Genomic DNA, 17,569 nt, shown 5'->3' with positions numbered 1-17,569 from the left:
GCCACTAGCGCGCCCCAGCGAGGTGCACTGCGGCGCAGGCGGCCGGGCTTCTACATCCCGCCCCCTACACGCGTGTGACATGACGTGAATTTCAACTGTACCAAACACTTCTGGCGTGGCATGCTCGGCCCGAAGCGCTTTCCGGCAAGCCATACATGGCAGGGAATCGCCCCAGGTAGATCGCATGAAAAGTGTATGGAACAGCTGAATTGCACCCATGGACCATGAATCGCGTCCGTCGATCGCGATTCCGCACGCCACGCCACGCCACGCCATCGCAGAGGATTCCGCCGTGTTTCCCATCAAGTCCCTGACGCTTCGCCCGGCACCGTCCCGTTCCACCGCGCTCTATGCGGCCCTTGTGCTCGCGCTGTCGGGCGTTGCCCACGCCCAGCCGCAAGACAGCGCCGGCGCGACCAGGCAGGCGGCGCCGGAAAGCCGGAATTTTTCCATTCCGGCCGGCCCGCTGTCCGCCACTCTGCAGGCGATCGAGCGGATCAGCGGAACGCCCATCCAGTTCCAGGCGTCGGACGTGAAGGACATCCTCGCCCCGGCCATCGCCGCCCAGACGACCGCGCAGGGAGCCGTGCAGGCGGCGGTCTCGGGCAGTGGCCTGACCATGGCATCGGCGCCTGACGGCTCGATCCGGGTCTTCGTGCAGCAACTGGATTCGGTCGTGGTCACCGCCAAGCGCGACGAAGCCGAGACCGGCTTCCGCGCCTCCAGTTCTCCCACGGCGACGCGCGGCAATGCCGATCTGCGCGATGTGCCGCAGTCGGTCACGGTGCTGACGGCCAAGGTGTTCGAGACGCAGCAGACGGCCACGGTGGAAGACGCGCTGCGGAACGTGGCGGGCGTGGTCGTGCGCCCCGGCGCGCAGGGTACCAGCGGGTTCAGCATCCGCGGCTTCGGCACGGCCAACAGCACACTGTCCAATGGCTTGAGCGATCCCAACTCCGTCAAGACCAACATCGCCGGCGTGGAACGCGTCGAGGTGCTGAAAGGACCGCAGGCATTGCTCGCCGGCGCCAACGCCCTGGGCGGCACACTGAACATCGTCACCAAGAAGCCGACGACCGACCCGATCCGCGACGTGACGCTCAGCTACGGCAGCCATGCCGAACGCACCGGCACCGTCGACCTGGCAGGCGCCCTGAACGACAGCAAGGAACTCAGCTATCGGCTGATCGTCTCGGGCACGCGCGCCGGCAGCAGCGCCGGAGGTTACGACGGACGCACGCAGAACTACGGATTGGGCGAAATCCGCTGGAAGAATGCGGACACCGATTTCATCGCCGGCATCTCGGCCGACCTGTCCCGCGTGCCGCCGGACCGGTACACCGTGGCGATCCGCGGCTTCATCGAACCTCCTGCCCCTACCCGGCCCGGCAACCGCGACGATGGCGCGGATACCTATACGCACTCGGCGTTCTACACCCTCGAGCATTCCTTCACCGACGCGCTGCAGTTCACCAGCCGCATGCAGCGCACGCGCAACGACCTGGATCTGGCGATATGGACGGCGCAGTACCCGGTCGACACGGCCACCCTGCTGCTGAACTACAGCGGTACCTTGGCCCGCACGACACAGACGACCACCAGCGGCGACCATTACCTGAGCTACACGTTCAATACGGGGCCGCTGGAGCAACATCTGGTGGCGGGCGCCAACCACATCGACTACGACTTCGATACGACGCAGTACTCGAGCGTGCGGATCAACAACCGATTCGATGCGCCCACGCAATACCCTTTCCCCAAGCTCGAACGCAGCGATGGCAACCGCTCCTTCGGCAGCGCCCAAGCGCAAACCCAACGCGGCCTGTACCTCCAGGACACGGTGAAATGGGACAAGTGGACCCTGGTGGCAGGCCTGCGTCATTCCAGCATCGACGTCGGCCAGGGAACGACCATCGTGTATCCGGCGCCGCCGGCGCCCGGTGCCGTGCTCACTTCGAGGGCGCATTCGCTCAGCAAGAACACCGTCAATGCCGGGCTGATCTACAACCTGAGCTCGAACACGTCCGTCTACGCCAGCTACGCCGAAGGCTTTTCGCCGCTGTTTTCGGATCTGGTGGTCTGCGGCACCGATTCGACGTCCGTCCCGCCCACCCAGTCGAGAAGCAAGGAGCTGGGCATCAAGAGCAACAACGCGGACAACACCTTCTCGTGGTCGGCCGCCGTCTTCCAGATCGATCAACTCAACCTGCTGCAGCGCAACCGCCCACGCAACTGCAACGACCTGATCGACGGCCAACGCTCCCGCGGTGCGGAACTGGAAGCCTCGGGCAGACTCATGCCCGGGCTCAACCTCATCTTCAACTACTCCTATGTGAAACTGGAGAGCCTGTTCGATCCGACCCTGCGGCCAGGCGGACAGCCGCGCACCCAGGTGAGCCTGTGGAGCACCTACGACTTTCAGTCCGAACGCCTGCGCGACCTGAGCCTGGCCTTCGGCATCAGCGGCTGGAGCGACTCCATCCTGGGAGTACGGGAAACCGACCCGCGTTCGCCGGGCGGCGCCCGCCTCGATGCCGGCATCGCCTATACCCGGCCGACGTGGTCGCTGCGGCTCGGTGCGAAGAACCTGGCGAACCGCACGCTGTACGGCTACTCCACCAGCAGCGGGTACGTGCCCATCTACGACAAGCGCACCTTCACACTGACGTACGAACGCAAGCTCTGACCCTCGCGTCGCCTAGCGCGCGGCAACGCCGCGCGCCACGCACTCCACGGCCTGTCCCTGCGCCCATCCCAGGTTCCCAACGCCCATGAACGCCCCCCACCACCACCGCCCCCGTCTGCGCGACCTGATCCTGCCCTATTGGACGTCGCGGGAAAGCTGGCGCGGCTGGATCCTGCTCGCGATCAGGCTGACGCTGATGTTCACCAGCATCTATCTGGCGGTCTGGAGCAACCAGCTCCAGGGCCAGGTGGTGGATGCGCTGGTGAAGCGGCAATGGGACGACATCTGGCACAGCCTGGGCCTGTCCTGGATCGCCGGCATGCTCACCATGCTGCTGGCGATGGTGCTCCTGTTCGCGATCACGCAACTGCAGCAATACGAATGGCGTACCGCCATGACCCGCTGGCTGCTGCGCGCGTGGACCCGCCGGCGCGCGTACTACGCCATCGAGCGCGACGGGCGCCTGGACAACGCGGACCAGCGTATCTCGCAGGACGTGGCGCGCTTCATCGAACTGACGCTGCAGCTGTTCCTGGATCCGATCCATGTGCTGGTGTCGGCCATCTCCTTCACCGTCGTCCTGTGGAACCTGTCCGGCACGCTGCACTTCACGCTGTGGGGCATCGATTTTGCGATTCCGGGGTACATGGTCTATCTGGTGTATGCATACTCGGCCGGCATGCTGCTGGTGTCGCACCTTACCGGGCGGCCGCTGATCCATCTGTTCAATCTCCGCCAGACCGTCGAGGCCAACTTCCGCTACCGCGGCATGCAGTTGCGCGAGAACGCCGAGCAGATCGCCTTCTACGATGGCGGCGCGCAGGAGCACAAGCGCCTGGACGACGCATTCGAACAGGTGCGCGCCAACTGGCGGGACATCATCGCGCGCAACGCCAAACTGATGCTGGCGCGCGAAACCTACAGCAACACCTTTTCCTCCCATCTCCTGCCGACGGCGGCGGCGATGCCGCGCTACCTCTCCGGCGCCATCACGATGGGCGACGTGACGCGCGTGGGCGGCGCTTTCAGCGCCGTCAGCAGCAGCCTGGCCTTCTTCAGCCAGGCCTACGTCACCTTCACCGAGTGGTGGGCACTCGGCAACCGACTGCGCGACCTGCTGGGCGCCTTGCAGGATGTCCACGCACAGCCTGCGGGCATCCACGTCTCGCAGACGCCCGAGCCTGCCATCGCCACGCACGGCCTGGCCCTGCACAGGCCCGATGGCGCGCCGCTAACCACCATTCCCGCGCTGCGGATGCGCCGTGGCGAGCGCTGGCTGCTGCGCGGCGCCTCCGGTGCCGGCAAGAGCACGCTGCTGCGCGCCGTGGCCGGCATCTGGCCCTACGGCGAGGGCGAGATCGACAAGCCCCGGGATGGCCGGCTGATGTTCCTGCCCCAGCGCAGCTACATCCCGCAGGGCACGCTCAAGGCGGCGCTGTGCTATCCCGGGCAACCCGAGGACTTCGACGACGGGCGCGTGCAGGACGTGTTGCATGAGGTCCGCTTGTCGACGCTGGCCGGACGGCTGCACGACAGCGACCGCTGGCAGCAGACGCTCTCCGGCGGCGAACAGCAACGGCTGGCGATCTGCCGTGCGCTGCTGCACCGGCCCGACTACCTGTTCCTGGACGAGGCGACCAGCGCGCTGGACCCCGACACCGAGCGCGCGCTCTACCAGGCGCTGGTGCACGCGCTGCCGGACAGCACCCTGATCAGCGTGGCGCACCGCGAATCGCTGGCCGCCTATCACGACCACGTGCTGGACATGACGCCGCAACGCAGCCAAGGCGGAGGCGAGGACGGCCACACGCACGATGGCGACGGCCACGGCTTCAGTCCCCCTCCGGTACCCGCCTGAATCCCCCTACTCCCCCCCCCCCTTTCCGACCACTGACAGAGGCCGAACCATGCCCTCCAAGCTCATCTCACTCACCGACGCGACCTTCGCAGAACAGGTCCTCCAATCCTCCGGCCCGGTCCTGGTGGACTTCTGGGCCGAATGGTGCGCTCCCTGCAAGCAGTTGCTGCCCATCGTGGACGACATCGCCGAGGAATACGCGGGCGAAGCCCGCATCTGCAAGATCAACGCGGACGAGAACAAGGACACTGCGCAGCAGTTCCAGGTGCGCGGCCTGCCCACCATGATCCTGTTCATGGACGGCAAGGAAAAGGCCCGCCTGGTGGGCCTGGTCTCCAAGACGCGGATCGCCCAGGTCATCGACGAATGCCTGGAGGCCTGACATGAGCATGCACGCATACCACGGCGACCCGCAGCTGCGTCAGCAAGTGATCGACCAGCTGTACGGCCTGGAACACGCGGGCCGCTGGGAGCACCGGCCTCTTTACTGGAACGGCGAGGTCGGCAGCGTCGTCGGCAGCCTGCTGCAGAGCGACGACCTCGACCGCTGGGAGGCGGACTTCGGCCTGCCGAAGTGGCTCGCCCTGGCAATCGACTCCATGGTCGCCGGCAATTCGACCCTCGGCGTGGCATGGGGCATCCACCTGCTGCAGGGCATTCCGCCCGGCATGCCGATGGATACGGTGGGCAGCCGTACCCTGCTGGAGCTGTTGAAGGGCAAGACCCACGGTCTGCACGGCCTGGAAGCGGCCGCAGGCCTGGCCGAGGCGCTGGAAGGCGTTGCCGCGCTGCATGCTGCACGCCTGGAGGGCCAGGACGTCGACGGCGCCCGCTGGCGCAAAGCCCGCCGCGCTGCGGTCGAGCAGACCAATGTCCAGGAGCCCGGGTCGGTCGCCGCGGCCGTGGGATCGTGCATCGAAGCCGCCGCCTGGGACCCGATGCAGTCCCGCAGTGCCGTGTCCGACACGCTGCGCGGCTGGATGAGCGCACGGATCGCGGCGGGCATGGCCGCCTACTCCTGGAGCAAGGCGGACGACGACGACATGACGCAGGTGCTGGGAGCCCTGCATGAGGAAGATAAGGCCAGCCGCGAGCCGGGGGACACCGAATACACCAATGTCTTCCTTCTACTGGAGCAAAAGCATCCCGAGAAAGCCAAGCGGCTGAGGGCCTTCTACAGGTACCAGAGGAACCAGTACGCCAAGCAATGGCGCCAGGCAGCGCTGGCGCTGCAGAACATCCTGCATGCCGCCGACGGCTCCGCGCCCGCCGCGCTCATCCCGCGCAAGCACCTGTTCGCCAACCCGGCGCGGGCGGCCATGAGCATCAGCCCGGACGGCCAGTGGCTGGCCTGGCTGGCCGACGGCGATGGCGTGATGAACATCTGGGCGGCGCCCAGCGCCAGCCCGCAAGAGGCGCGGCAGATCACCCACGACGCGCGGCGGGGCATCCAGGCCTTCGACTGGACCTACGTCCCCGGCATGCTGCTGTTCTCGCAGGACCGCGACGGCGACGAGAACTTCCAACTGTTCGGCGCCGATCTCGCCGACGGCACCCTGCGCGCCCTCACGCCCGCCGCGCCGGGCGTGCGCACCGGCGTGCAGAGCATCAGCCGACAGCGGCGCGACGAGATCGCGATCGTGTCGAACGCGCGCGACGCGCGTTTCTTCGACGTGCATTTACTGAATCTGCGCAGCGGTGAGCTGCAGTGCCTGGAAGAGAACCCGGGCTTCGCCGGCTTCGTGCTGGATGCGCGCTACGAGCGCAAGCTGGCCGTACGCAACACCCGCGATGGCGGCAGCGAATGGCTCCGGCGCGATGCCGCCGGACACTGGCAGCCCTGGCAGGTGTTCTCCGCCGAAGACGCGCGCAGCTCGGGGCCCTCGCACTTCGACGAGCAGGGCCACACCCTGTATGCCTACGACAGCCGCGGGCGCGACACCGCCGCGCTGGTCGCGATCGATTGGGACAGCGGCACCGTCAGCGTGCTGGCCGAGGACCCGCGCGCGGACATCGGCGGCATGCTCACCGATGCCGCCAGCCACCGCCCCCTGGCCTACGGGGTCACCTACGAGCGCTTCAAGCTGCACATGCTGGACGAAGCTCTATTGCGCGACATCGAAACCCTCGACGATGCCGCCGGCAACGGCGAATGGCGCATGACCGCACGCACCGAGGACGACCAGCGCTGGATCGTCGCCCTGTCGTCGGACACGCGCCCCTCGTCGACGTGGCTGTACGACCGCCAGGCGCGCACGTTGCAGCACCTGATGGACCTGCGGCCCCGGCTGACCTGGGCGCCGCTGGCACGGATGCAGCCGGTGGTCATCCCCGCGCGCGACGGGCTGCCGCTGGTGTCCTACCTCACCGTGCCCGTGGATGCCGACGCGGGCGATCTGCGCGCCGCCAATCCGCTGCCACTGGTGCTGTTGGTGCACGGCGGCCCGTGGTCGCGCGACGCCTTCGGCTTCAACCCCATGCACCAGTGGCTGGCCAACCGCGGCTACGCGGTGCTCAGCGTCAACTTCCGCGGCTCGACCGGATTCGGCAAGCGCTTCGTCAACGCGGCAGACGGCGAATGGGGCCGCAAGATGGACGAAGACCTGGACGACGCCGTGGCCTGGGCGCTGCAGCGTGGGATCGCCGATCCGCAGCGCTTGGCCATCTTCGGCGGCAGCTACGGCGGCTACGCCGTGCTGTCGGCGCTCACGCGGGATCCGACGCGCTACGCCTGCGGCATCGACGTGGTGGGGCCCTCCAACCTGGAGACGCTGCTGGCCTCCATTCCCGCCTACTGGGAAGCGGACCGCGTGCGCCAGCACCGTGCGCTGGGCGACCCGGGCACCGACGCAGGCCGTGCGCAGTTGCGTGAGCGCTCGCCGCTGCACCGCGCCGCGCAGATCCGCACGCCGCTGCTCATCGCCCAGGGCGCCAACGACCCGCGCGTGAAGCAGGCCGAATCCGAGCAGATGGTGGCCGCGCTGCGGCAGAGCGGCATCGCGGTGACCTACGCGCTCTACACGGACGAGGGCCATGGCTTCGTGCGGGAGGCCAACCGCATGTCGTTCAACGCGCTGTGCGAGGACTTCCTGAGCCGCCACCTGGGAGGACGCGCGGAAGCCTGGTCGGAAGCGGACTATCCGGGCCATTCGCTGCAACTGACGCGGCATTCCGCACGCAAGGTCGCATGATCGATGCCGGCGCCGCCACTCCACTGCGCGCTGCGTAGCGGGGTGGCGGCTGAGCGCACAAGCGAGCGCCTCAGCAACATCCCGCCCCCGGCGACGCTCGCCGAGGCTTGCCGCTCGCGCGAGGCGGCACCTTCGCCCGAGGCGCTGCGTATGACGCGATCGATGCACGCACCGCGGCCTGCGCTCGGCAGGCCGCAGTCATGCCTCAACCGGCAGCGCGCAATCCGAATCCGGCGCCGCGCGCCAGCGCGTCGAAGCCGGGGAACGACGTCGCCACGTTCGCCACGTCCTCGATCCGCACCTCGCCTTGCGCCAGTTGCCCGGCGATGGCAAAGGCCATGGCGATGCGATGGTCGCCGTGGCTCTCGATCTTGCCCGCGCCCAGCGTGCCGCCGTGGATGGTGGCGCCGTCCGGGGTCTCGTCGACGACGATGCCGAGGCTGCGCAACCCGGTGGCCATCGCTGCCAGGCGGTCCGATTCCTTGACCCGCAACTCCGCCGCACCGCTGACCACGGTCTGCCCTTCGGCCGCGGCCGCGGCCACGAACAGCGCCGGGAACTCGTCGATCATGTCCGGCACCACACTCTCCGGAATCGTCGCACCACGCAGCGGCGCGTAGCGCACGCGCAGGTCGGCGACCGGCTCGCCGCCATGCTCGCTGTGGTTGTGCTCGACGATGTCCGCACCCATCAGCCGCAGCGCCGCCAGCAGGCCCGTACGGCGCGGGTTGAGTCCGACTGCCTTGAGGGTGATGTCCGAGCCGGGAATGATGCTGGCGGCAACGATGAAGAACGCCGCCGAGGAGAAGTCGGCCGGCACCGCGATATCGGTAGCGCGCAGGCGCTGACCGCCGTGCAGGCGCGCTTGGCCCGGCGAGAACGTGATGTCCACGCCGAACGCGGACAGCATGCGCTCGGTGTAGTCGCGGGTGGGATGCGGTTCCTGCACCGAGGTGACGCCCTCGGCGTACAGCCCGGCCAGCAGCACCGCCGACTTGACCTGGGCACTGGCCACCGGCGAGACGAACTCGATGCCGCGCAGCGGCTGGCCGCCATGGATGCGCAGCGGCGGCACGCCGTTGGCCTCGGTGTCGATGCGCGCGCCCATCAGCGCCAGCGGCTCGGTGACCCGGCGCATCGGCCGCTTGGACAGCGATGCATCGCCGACCAGCACGCTATCGAACGGCTGCGCCGCGAGCAGCCCGGCGAGCAGGCGCATGCCGGTGCCGGCGTTGCCGCAATCCAGCTCGCCCTGCGGCGCCTGCAGCCCATCCACGCCCACCCCATGCACGACGCGCTGCGACGGCGACGGCGTCTCGATCCGCACCCCGAGCCGCGCGAAGATCGCCGCGGTCGAACGCGTGTCCTCGCCCTCGAGGAACCCCTCGATCCGCGACGTGCCATCGGCCAACGCCGCGAACATCACCGCCCGGTGCGACACCGACTTGTCCCCCGGCACCGTCAGCGTGCCCTGCAGCGCAGTGCCACGCGTTGCGATCCAGCCTTGCTCGTTGCTCATCATCGTTCCTGAAAGTCCAACACCCGAAGATCCACCCCTACCCGACAACACCGCGAGCCGCTACCGCGCACTTGCGCTACCGCTACGACGCTTACACCCAGTCCGCCACCGCTGTTGCTGTGTTGCTGTTGCTGTGTTGCTGTTGTTCTTGCTGTTTGCTCTTGTTCTTGCTGTTTGTTCTTGCTGTTTGTTCTTGCTCTTGCTCTCACTGTTGCTCTCAATCCCCCGTGAGGGCTGGCGGGCACGGCGGGTAAAACCCCGCCAGGGGCGACGCGCAGGATGCGCGTCGTTTTCGGCAGGCACATGGATGTGCCTTCCGGTGTCCCGTCGTGACCGCGGACCCCGCGCGCAGCGCGGGGCAGCCCGCCCGGGGTGTGCTTTCTTTTGGTTACTTTGATCAGCCTCCGGCTGCTGTAAAGCGCTTCTTTGCACAAGCAAAGAAAAGTGACTCGCGCAAAGCGCGAAAGCTGTTGCTGTTGCTGTTGAAGTTGTTGCTGTTGCCATTGAAGAAGCGATTTCACCCGAAGAACGCCTGGTCGCGGCTGAAGCCGCTCCTACACAGGCGCACCTCTTTTCGTCATCAAAGCGCCCTGCCGCGATCAGAGCCGAAGCAACAGCGCAACCACCTCAAGGCACCGCCACCGGATACGACCCCAACACCTTGATCTGCGCCGAATGCGCCTTCAACTCCGCCAATGCCAACTTCATCGCCTCATCCTCCACATGCCCCGCCAGATCGATGAAGAACCCGTACTCCCACTTCGCCTGATGCGACGGCCGCGACTCGATCCGATTCATGCTGATCCCATGCCGCGCGAACGGACTGAGCACATCGAACAGCGCACCCGGCTTGTCGTGGATGAACACCAGCACCGACGTGCGATCGTGACCCGACGGCGGGAAGATCTGCCGCCCGATCACCAGGAAGCGCGTGGTGTTGTCCGCGTCGTCCTCGATCGACTTCATGATCACCTTCTTCAGCGCATACACATGCGCCGCGCTCTCCCCGCCGATCGCCGCCGCATCGTCGGCGTTGCGCGCGCGGCGCGCGCCCTCGGCGTTGCTGGAGACCGGAATCTTCTCCACCTTCGGCAGGTTCGCGCGCAGCCAGCCGGCGGTCTGCGCGAACGACTGCGGATGCGCGTAGATCCGCTCGATCGCGTCCAGCCGCCCGCTGCGCGAGAGCAGGAACTGGTGCACGCGCAGCTCGGTCTCGCCGCAGATCTTCAGGTTGGAGGTCAGGAACATGTCCAGGGTGACCTGGATCGTGCCCTGCCCCGAGTTCTCCACCGGCACCACGCCGAAGTCGGCATTGCCGCTTTCCACTTCCTGGAACACTTCCTCGATGGTGGCCATCGGCAGGCCCACCGCCGAGCGGCCGAAGTGCTTGAGCACCGCCTGCTGGCTGAAGGTGCCTTCCGGCCCCAGGTAGCCGATCTTCAGCGGCTCCTGCTGCGCCAGGCATGCGGACATGATCTCGCGGAACACGTGCACCAGCACTTCGTCGCTGAGCGGGCCCTGGTTGCGGTCCACCACCATGCGCAGCACCTGCGCCTCGCGCTCGGGGCGGTAATAGTCCACTGCCGCAGCGAGCTTGCCCTTGGCCTTGCCGACCTGGTGCGCGAACTGCGCACGTTCGGCGATCAGCGCCTGGATGGTGCGGTCGATCTCGTCGATCTTGGCGCGGACGTCGGCCAGGGCCGGCGTGGCGGCGGGCTTGGCCGACTTGGACGATTTCGGGTCGGCGGCGGGGGATTGCTTCGGCTTTGCGGCCATGGCTCGGGGGTTCCTCGGTGATCCGGATCGCCGAGCGATCCGGTCGCGGCTGAAGCCGCTCCTACAAAAATCGGCGACTCAGCCGTGGCGCTGCTGGAAGTCGCGCATGAACGCCACCAGCGCCTGCGCGCCGGCCAGGGGCATGGCGTTGTACAGCGACGCACGGATGCCGCCGACCGCCTTGTGCCCCTTCAGCGCCAGCAGACCGGCCGCCTTGGATTCGGCGACGAAGCGCGCGGTGAGGGTCTCGTCCGGCAGGAAGAACGGGATGTTCATCCGCGAACGCACCGCCGCCGCGACCTCGTTGCGGTAGAAACCGCCGGAGGCGTCGATCGCCGAATACACCAGCGCCGACTTGGCCTGGTTGCGCTCGGCGAACGCCTGCACCCCGCCCTCGGCCAGCATCCACTTGAACACCAGCCCGGCCAGGTACCAGTTCCAGGTCGGCGGCGTGTTGAGCATGGAGTCGCGCGCCACGTGCGAGCGGTAGTCGAAGATGTCCGCGCGCGGCTGGCCGGCGCGTTCGAGCAGGTCGCGGCGGATGATGACCACGGTGACGCCGACCGGGCCGAGATTCTTCTGCGCGCCGGCGTAGATCAGCGCGTACTTGGACACGTCGATCGGCTCGGAGGCGATGCTGGAGCTGAAATCGGCGAACAGCGGCACCGCGCCGACGTCCGGCGTGTCGCGGAACTCCACGCCGTGGATGGTCTCGTTGGCGGTGATGTGCACGTAGGCGGCATCGTCGCGCAACTGCCACGCGGCACGCGGCGGGATGTCGCGGAAGCCGTCGGCCTCGCTGCTGGCGGCCACGTGCACGTCGACGTAGGGCCCGACCTGCTTGATCGCGGTCTTGCCCCAGTGCCCGGTCACCACGTAGTCCACGGTCTGCCCGGGCGCGGCGAAGTTCAGCGCCAGCAGTGCCTGCTGGGTGGTGGCGCCACCGGCCAGGAACAGCACGGCGTAGTCGTCGGGAATGCCGATCAGCCGGCGCAGGTCGGCGTCGGCCTGCGCCGCCACCTCCATGAACTCGGCGCCGCGGTGGCTCAGCTCCACGATCGAGGCACCCACGCCGTTCCACTCCAACATCTCCGCCTGCGCCTGGCGCAGGACCGATTCCGGCAAGGCAGCGGGGCCGGCACTGAAATTGAACGCGCGCGTCATGGGGCACCTATCGGACAGGACCCCTAGTATGCCGCAGCGCAACAGCTTGCGGCCCGGGCAATTTAGGTTGCATTTGCATCCATTCGCCCTGCGCATGCGTAGTCTGTGTTGAAGTCCCCGCCACTGCTCGCCCCCTTCGCTCCAGGAGTCCGCCATGTCGTTGCGCGATGCCCTCACCGTCCCCAGCCGCGAGATCACCGACGAGGCGGTCTACCGCGACCGGCGGCGCCTGCTGCAGGCCCTGGCGTTGACCCCGCTGTCCGGCCTGGTCGGCTGCGCCGACGCCGAGCCGCCGGCCCCGCCGAAGACCGTGGTGACCCCGGAGCAGGCGCGCAGCGGGTTCCGCACCAACGAGGAGCTGACCCGCTACGAGGACGTGACCAGCTACAACAACTTCTACGAGTTCGGCACCGACAAGACCGATCCGTCGAAGGCGGCCAAGACCCTGCGCACCTCGCCGTGGTCGGTGAAGGTGTCCGGCGAATGCGAGAAGCCCGGCACGCTGTCCCTGGACGACCTGCTCAAGGACCACACGCCCGAGGAGCGCATCTACCGCCTGCGCTGCGTGGAAGGCTGGTCGATGGTGATCCCGTGGCTGGGCGTGCCGCTGGGCGATGTACTGAAGCGCTTCGCGCCGACCTCCAAGGCCAAGTACGTCGCCTTCACCACCTTGGCCGATCCGCAGCAGATGCCCGGCATCCGCTACAGCTCGATCGACTGGCCGTACAAGGAAGGCCTGCGCATCGACGAGGCCATGCATCCGCTGACCCTGCTCGCCACCGGCCTGTACGGCAAGCCGCTGCCGCAGCAGAACGGCGCGCCGCTGCGGCTGGTGGTGCCGTGGAAGTACGGCTTCAAGAGCATCAAGTCGATCGTGGAGATCCGCTTCGTCGAGCGCATGCCGGAAACCGCCTGGCACGAACTGCAGCCGTCCGAGTACGGCTTCTTCTCCAACGTCAATCCGGCGGTGGACCACCCGCGCTGGAGCCAGAAGACCGAACGCCGCATCGCCGGCAAGGCCAGCAAGCTGTTCGCCGAGCGCATCCCCACCCGCCCGTTCAACGGCTATGCCGACCAGGTGGCGTCGCTGTATGCGGGGATGGATCTGAAGAAATGGTATTGAGCCGGGATTGGGGATTCGGGAGTGGGGATTCGTGGAGCGGTCGCTGCGCGCGGCGGGTTTGCTCGTCCTCCCTGGCATCGTTGATGCGCATTGGTATGAGACTGCATGGCTAAGACCTCCGCTTCGTTGATCGCCGCCAAGGCGGTGGTGCATGCGTTGGCGCTGGCGCCGATGGCGTACCTGGGCTGGCAGTTCTGGCAGGTATGGCAGGCCGGCAGCGACGCGCTCGGGGCCGATCCGGTGGCCGAGGTCGAGCACCGCACCGGCCTGTGGGCGCTGCGACTGGTGCTGCTGACCCTGGCGATCACGCCGCTGCGGCAGTTGACCGGGCAATCGGTGCTGCTGCGCTTCCGGCGCATGCTCGGGCTGTACGCGTTCTTCTACGCGACCGTGCATCTGGCGGCCTACCTGGGGCTGGACCTGCGCGGTTACTGGACACAGATCTTCGAGGAGATCGTCAAACGCCCATATATCACCGTCGGCTTCCTCGCCTGGTTGCTGCTGGTGCCGCTGGCCATCACCTCCACCCAGGGCTGGATGCGCCGGCTCAAGCGCAACTGGGGCAAGCTGCACAAGGCGATCTATGCGATCGGCGTGCTCGCCGTGCTGCACTTCTGGTGGCTGGTGAAGTCCGATATCCGCGAACCGCTGCTGTATGCGGCGATTCTGGCGGTGCTGCTGGGCTGGCGCGGCTGGCGGGCGCTCAGCGCGCGCCGAACCACAGCAGGCCGCTGAGCGCGGCGGCCAGCAGCAAGGCGCTGAGCAACAACCACGGCCAGCGCCGCGCGGTGGCCGGGCGCGGCGCCACCGCCGCCGGCGTCAGCGCCAATGCCGCCAATGCCGGGTCGTCGCGCAGCGGCTCGGCGCCGACCACCTGCGGGACTTCCAGCACGAACCGGTGCTGGGCATCGAACACCACCTGATCGCCAGGCTGCAGCCAGCAGCTGCGCACGGTGACGCCATTGACCTGGGTCTGCGCATCGCCGAAGCCGCGCAGCAGCACCCGCTCGCCGTGCCGCTCCAGGCGCGCGTGCTGCTCGGCGCAGGCCGGATCGTCGATGCGGATGTCGCACTCGCGCAGGCGGCCAATGCTGCGTACCCGGTCCACGGTGAAACTGCGGCCATGGTGCGGACCGCCGACGCCGCGCAGCACCAGGCGCGGATCGTCGTGCTCGGCCTCGCTGACCTCGGGCAGGCGCTGCAGCGGCTCGCACTTGCCCTGCACCACCATTTCCACGCCGTCGGCGTAGACCGCGTCGCCGGCGCGCAGCAGGGCCATGCGCCGCACCGGGCGACCGTTGACGTGGATGCCGCGGCTGCCGTTGGCGACCTGCAGCCACAGGCCACGCCGGTCCAGGCAGAACTGCGCCAGGAGCAACGCGCCCTGGGTGTCGTCGACCACGCTGACCTGGCCGGAGGCCAGGCGCACGATGCGATGCACGCCCGCGCGCAGGGGCCGGTCGGGATGTTGGCGGTTGCTGAAATGGACTTGCAGGTCGTGCACGGCGCGCAGCCTAGCAGGTTGCCTGCGCGCGCAGAAGCGTGCGTGCTGGACAATGCACCACGCATACGCACAATGCCTGATCGTTCACGCGGGCGCCCGCCCGCACAGGAGCCAGCATGTCCAGCATCGACATCCGCCACGACCACAGCAAGACCCCCGCGCAGGCCCGCAAGGCCATCGAGACCGCCGCCAAGAAACTGGCCGAGCGCTTCGACCTGGAATCGCACTGGGATGGCGATTCCTTGTTGTTCTCGCGCTCGGGCGTGGACGGACGCATCGAACTGCTGCCCAAGCAGGTGCACGTCACCGCCGAACTGGGCTTCCTGCTCTCGGCGATGAAGGGCACGGTGGAAAGCGAGATCCGTCGCGTGCTGGCGGAGAAGCTGGGCTGATAAGTGGATCGAGCCCCTCTCCCGCCGGGAGAGGGGTTGGGGTGAGGGTCCGGCGCGCGAAGCGCGTGCACCAAGCTGGCTACGCGAGGCTTCGCCCGTAGCCTCATCCGCCCCTTCGGGGCACCTTCTCCCGGTGGGAGAAGGAACGGCTAAAGCCCCTCTCCCGCCGGGAGAGGGGTTGGGGTGAGGGTCCGACCGCCCGCAGTTACTCCAACGCAAACGGATCCGGATCGCCCGCGAACAACCGCCGCGAGACAGCACGCTCGGTGCTCTCGATATCGCCGATGAACCCCTCGGCATCGCCCAGGGTGGAAAACGCGTCGAAGCCACGTTCCAGAAACCCCTGCAGTTCCGACAGCCCCGCCGCCTTGGCCGGGCCGCGGGCGAAGCGCAGCAGCATGCGCACGCCCGGCGTATGCACCGCCTTGGCCAGGCCCAGGCCGACGCGGGCGATCAGATCGATCTGGCGCTGGCGCAGCCGCGGCAGTCCGGTCTGCCGATAGGCCTCGGCATACAACGCTTCGTCCAGGCGCTTGCGCCGCGGTGCCTGGGCCTGCAACGCGGCGGCCATGCGCAGATCCAGGGCGTGGGTCAGCGCGCCCAGTTCGATGCCGTCGGCAACCGTGTCCAGCAGCGACGCCGGCATCAGCCGCTGCATCATCGGCAACACCTTGACGATGTCGGCGTCGCGGCGGCTGAAGTCGCGGTCGCCATAGACGTCGGTGAGGAAGAACATCGCCGCCGGACGCCGCTGCGGGTCCTCCAGGAAATGCTCGAAGCTGCGCTCCAGCCGCTGCGACTGCCAGCGCCGCAGCTCCTGCAGCCAGCGCAGCGCGTTGCGCGGTTCGCGCGCGGGGTCGTGCAGCGCCTGGTGCCACGCCAGGCGGCGGCCGAGTCGTTCCAGGACGGGAGTGCTGCGCGCCATGGCCGCCGATGATGGTCGCAGCCCGGCACGACCGCAAGCGTCACCGTGCTCGGCTACACTCGCGCCACTGCCTCCAGCGGACCGCGCATGCTTTCCCTCCACAGCGCCTCGCCCCGTCCCCACTCCAACGGCCGCATCGGCCTGGCCATCGCCGGCGGCGGCCCGATCGGCGGCATGTACGGCCTCGGCGCGCTGCGCGCCCTGGACGAAGCGCTGGACGGACTGGACCTGACCCGACTGGATTGCTACGTGGGCGTCAGCTCCGGTGCGTTCCTGACCGCCGGTCTGGCCAACCGGATCAGCAGCGCCGAGATCTGCCGGATCTTCGTCACCGGCAACAGCGACGATGCGCGGTTCCGCCCGGAAGATTTCCTGCGGCCCAACGTCTACGAATACCTGCGCCGGGCCGCGACCCTGCCGGGGCTGGCCTACGGCTGGTGGCACGACCTGCTCACCGAGCCGCGCAAGACCCGCTGGTCGGACCTGATCACCCGCTTCGGCGGGCTGGTGCCCAGCGGCCTGTTCGACAACGCCGGGGTCGAGCGTTTCCTGCAGGACGTGTTCAGCCGCCGCGGCCGCAGCAACGATTTCCGCGACCTGGACGCCAATCTGTTCGTGGTTGCGGTGGACCTGGACAGCGGCCGCACGGTGCGCTTCGGCGAACCGGGCATGGACCACGTGCCGATCTCGCTGGCGATCCAGGCCAGCGCGGCGCTGCCGGGGCTGTACCCGCCGGTGCAGATCGACGGCCGCCATTACGTGGATGGCGCGCTGCGCCGCACCATGCATGCCTCCACCCTGCTCGAGCGCGGCATCGACCTGATGATCGGGATCAACCCGCTGGTGCCCTACGACGCCACCCATGCGCCGCGCCGCAACGGCCACGTCGACCGCGCGCGGCTGCTCGCCGGCGGCCTGCCGGCGGTGCTGTCGCAGACCTTCCGCACCCTGCTGCAATCGCGCATGCAGGTGGGGCTGGAGAAGTACGCGCGGCAGTACCCGCAGGTGGACCAGTTGGTGTTCGAGCCCAACGCCGACAACGGCGAACTGTTCTTCACCAATCTCTTCAGCTATGCCGCGCGCCACCGCGTGTGCCAGCTCGCCTACCGCAACACCCTCTCCGACCTGCGCCGCAATGCGCAGACGCTGGAGCCGCTGCTGGCCGCGCACGGCATCGCGCTGCGCCATCCGATCCTCAACGACCGCAAGCGCACCTTCCTCGATGGCGTGGACGTGCAGCCGCGGCGCATGACCGAGACCACCGCGCGGCTGCGCCGGGCGCTGGACGACGTCGACCAGGTCATCGCCAACCGGCGTGCCACGCGCGGTACCCGCCGTTCGCCGGAGGCATAGCCAACGCCACGCCTGCCGACGTCGGCATCGCGTTCGCGCACCCCACGCGCACGCTGGTGTGATTACTCTAGTCAACCT

Annotated in this window: 14 protein-coding genes; 9 read left to right on the top strand and 5 right to left on the bottom strand. The window is 68.2% G+C overall.

Going from position 1 to position 17,569, the window contains the following annotated elements; translation table 11 throughout:
- Positions 1 to 217: 217 nt before the first annotated feature.
- The 4 genes from GGR66_RS07285 (at position 218) to GGR66_RS07270 (ending at position 7,735) form a co-directional block, all read left to right on the top strand.
- Positions 218 to 2,686, top strand: coding sequence for a TonB-dependent receptor (locus tag GGR66_RS07285; protein WP_184447800.1), 2,469 nt, complete (start codon positions 218 to 220; stop codon positions 2,684 to 2,686).
- Between the two features lie 85 nt (positions 2,687 to 2,771).
- The gene (locus GGR66_RS07280; RefSeq protein WP_184447799.1) at positions 2,772 to 4,544 is read left to right on the top strand and encodes an ABC transporter ATP-binding protein/permease; all 1,773 of its coding nucleotides are present in this window, start codon (positions 2,772 to 2,774) and stop codon (positions 4,542 to 4,544) included.
- A gap of 49 nt (positions 4,545 to 4,593) precedes the next feature.
- Positions 4,594 to 4,926, top strand: a complete 333-nt coding sequence (trxA, locus tag GGR66_RS07275) for a thioredoxin (protein ID WP_160970992.1) — start codon at positions 4,594 to 4,596, stop codon at positions 4,924 to 4,926.
- Position 4,927: 1 nt separating this feature from the next.
- On the top strand, positions 4,928 to 7,735 hold the full coding sequence (locus GGR66_RS07270) for a S9 family peptidase (RefSeq protein ID WP_221236364.1): 2,808 nt from the start codon (positions 4,928 to 4,930) through the stop codon (positions 7,733 to 7,735).
- A 205-nt stretch (positions 7,736 to 7,940) separates the two neighbouring features.
- Here the strand turns inward: GGR66_RS07270 and aroA are convergent, their stop codons facing one another.
- Positions 7,941 to 9,257, bottom strand: coding sequence for a 3-phosphoshikimate 1-carboxyvinyltransferase (gene aroA, locus GGR66_RS07265; RefSeq protein WP_184447798.1), 1,317 nt, complete (start codon positions 9,255 to 9,257; stop codon positions 7,941 to 7,943).
- A 326-nt stretch (positions 9,258 to 9,583) separates the two neighbouring features.
- On the opposite strand from aroA, the gene GGR66_RS07260 reads away from it, so the two are divergent.
- Positions 9,584 to 9,919: a hypothetical protein gene (locus GGR66_RS07260; protein WP_184447797.1), complete on the top strand. Its 336-nt coding sequence runs from the start codon at positions 9,584 to 9,586 to the stop codon at positions 9,917 to 9,919.
- Here the strand turns inward: GGR66_RS07260 and pheA are convergent.
- Positions 9,882 to 11,030: a prephenate dehydratase gene (pheA, locus tag GGR66_RS07255; protein WP_184447796.1), complete on the bottom strand. Its 1,149-nt coding sequence runs from the start codon at positions 11,028 to 11,030 to the stop codon at positions 9,882 to 9,884. The genes GGR66_RS07260 and pheA overlap by 38 nt on opposite strands.
- A 78-nt stretch (positions 11,031 to 11,108) precedes the next feature.
- Positions 11,109 to 12,194, bottom strand: coding sequence for a 3-phosphoserine/phosphohydroxythreonine transaminase (serC, locus tag GGR66_RS07250; RefSeq protein ID WP_184447795.1), 1,086 nt, complete (start codon positions 12,192 to 12,194; stop codon positions 11,109 to 11,111).
- Between the two features lie 154 nt (positions 12,195 to 12,348).
- On the opposite strand from serC, the gene msrP reads away from it, so the two are divergent.
- Together msrP and msrQ are read left to right on the top strand one after the other, a co-directional pair.
- Complete coding sequence (gene msrP, locus GGR66_RS07245; protein ID WP_184447794.1) at positions 12,349 to 13,317, top strand: protein-methionine-sulfoxide reductase catalytic subunit MsrP; 969 nt, start codon at positions 12,349 to 12,351, stop codon at positions 13,315 to 13,317.
- Between the two features lie 105 nt (positions 13,318 to 13,422).
- Positions 13,423 to 14,052: a protein-methionine-sulfoxide reductase heme-binding subunit MsrQ gene (gene msrQ, locus GGR66_RS07240; RefSeq protein WP_160970986.1), complete on the top strand. Its 630-nt coding sequence runs from the start codon at positions 13,423 to 13,425 to the stop codon at positions 14,050 to 14,052.
- Here the strand turns inward: msrQ and GGR66_RS07235 are convergent.
- Positions 14,021 to 14,821, bottom strand: coding sequence for an FHA domain-containing protein (locus GGR66_RS07235; RefSeq protein WP_160970985.1), 801 nt, complete (start codon positions 14,819 to 14,821; stop codon positions 14,021 to 14,023). The two genes, msrQ and GGR66_RS07235, sit on opposite strands and share 32 nt — an antisense overlap.
- A 116-nt stretch (positions 14,822 to 14,937) precedes the next feature.
- Here GGR66_RS07235 and GGR66_RS07230 point away from each other — a divergent pair, with 116 nt between their 5' ends.
- Positions 14,938 to 15,213: a polyhydroxyalkanoic acid system family protein gene (locus tag GGR66_RS07230; RefSeq protein WP_184447793.1), complete on the top strand. Its 276-nt coding sequence runs from the start codon at positions 14,938 to 14,940 to the stop codon at positions 15,211 to 15,213.
- 205 nt (positions 15,214 to 15,418) lie between these two features.
- Here GGR66_RS07230 and GGR66_RS07225 read toward each other — a convergent pair whose 3' ends face one another.
- Complete coding sequence (locus GGR66_RS07225) at positions 15,419 to 16,138, bottom strand: hypothetical protein (protein ID WP_184447792.1); 720 nt, start codon at positions 16,136 to 16,138, stop codon at positions 15,419 to 15,421.
- Positions 16,139 to 16,225: 87 nt separating this feature from the next.
- Here GGR66_RS07225 and GGR66_RS07220 point away from each other — a divergent pair, with 87 nt between their 5' ends.
- On the top strand, positions 16,226 to 17,491 hold the full coding sequence (locus GGR66_RS07220; RefSeq protein WP_184447791.1) for a patatin-like phospholipase family protein: 1,266 nt from the start codon (positions 16,226 to 16,228) through the stop codon (positions 17,489 to 17,491).
- Positions 17,492 to 17,569 lie beyond the last annotated feature (78 nt).

The organism is Xanthomonas sp. 3498 (assembly GCF_014199795.1).
Taxonomy (GTDB): Bacteria; Pseudomonadota; Gammaproteobacteria; order Xanthomonadales; family Xanthomonadaceae; genus Xanthomonas_A; species Xanthomonas_A rydalmerensis.
This window is presented reverse-complemented; position numbering and strand designations above follow the sequence as displayed.

Bases quoted from the DNA above. Each gene is read 5' to 3' on its own strand.
- GGR66_RS07225 (WP_184447792.1), bottom strand. From the start codon at position 16,138: ATGGCGCGCAGCACTCCCGTCCTGGAACGACTCGGCCGCCGCCTGGCG.
- GGR66_RS07285 (WP_184447800.1), top strand. From the start codon at position 218: ATGGACCATGAATCGCGTCCGTCGATCGCGATTCCGCACGCCACGCCA.
- trxA (WP_160970992.1), top strand. From the start codon at position 4,594: ATGCCCTCCAAGCTCATCTCACTCACCGACGCGACCTTCGCAGAACAG.
- serC (WP_184447795.1), bottom strand. From the start codon at position 12,194: ATGACGCGCGCGTTCAATTTCAGTGCCGGCCCCGCTGCCTTGCCGGAA.
- pheA (WP_184447796.1), bottom strand. From the start codon at position 11,030: ATGGCCGCAAAGCCGAAGCAATCCCCCGCCGCCGACCCGAAATCGTCC.
- msrP (WP_184447794.1), top strand. From the start codon at position 12,349: ATGTCGTTGCGCGATGCCCTCACCGTCCCCAGCCGCGAGATCACCGAC.
- GGR66_RS07280 (WP_184447799.1), top strand. From the start codon at position 2,772: ATGAACGCCCCCCACCACCACCGCCCCCGTCTGCGCGACCTGATCCTG.
- aroA (WP_184447798.1), bottom strand. From the start codon at position 9,257: ATGATGAGCAACGAGCAAGGCTGGATCGCAACGCGTGGCACTGCGCTG.
- GGR66_RS07220 (WP_184447791.1), top strand. From the start codon at position 16,226: ATGCTTTCCCTCCACAGCGCCTCGCCCCGTCCCCACTCCAACGGCCGC.
- GGR66_RS07270 (WP_221236364.1), top strand. From the start codon at position 4,928: ATGAGCATGCACGCATACCACGGCGACCCGCAGCTGCGTCAGCAAGTG.
- msrQ (WP_160970986.1), top strand. From the start codon at position 13,423: ATGGCTAAGACCTCCGCTTCGTTGATCGCCGCCAAGGCGGTGGTGCAT.
- GGR66_RS07230 (WP_184447793.1), top strand. From the start codon at position 14,938: ATGTCCAGCATCGACATCCGCCACGACCACAGCAAGACCCCCGCGCAG.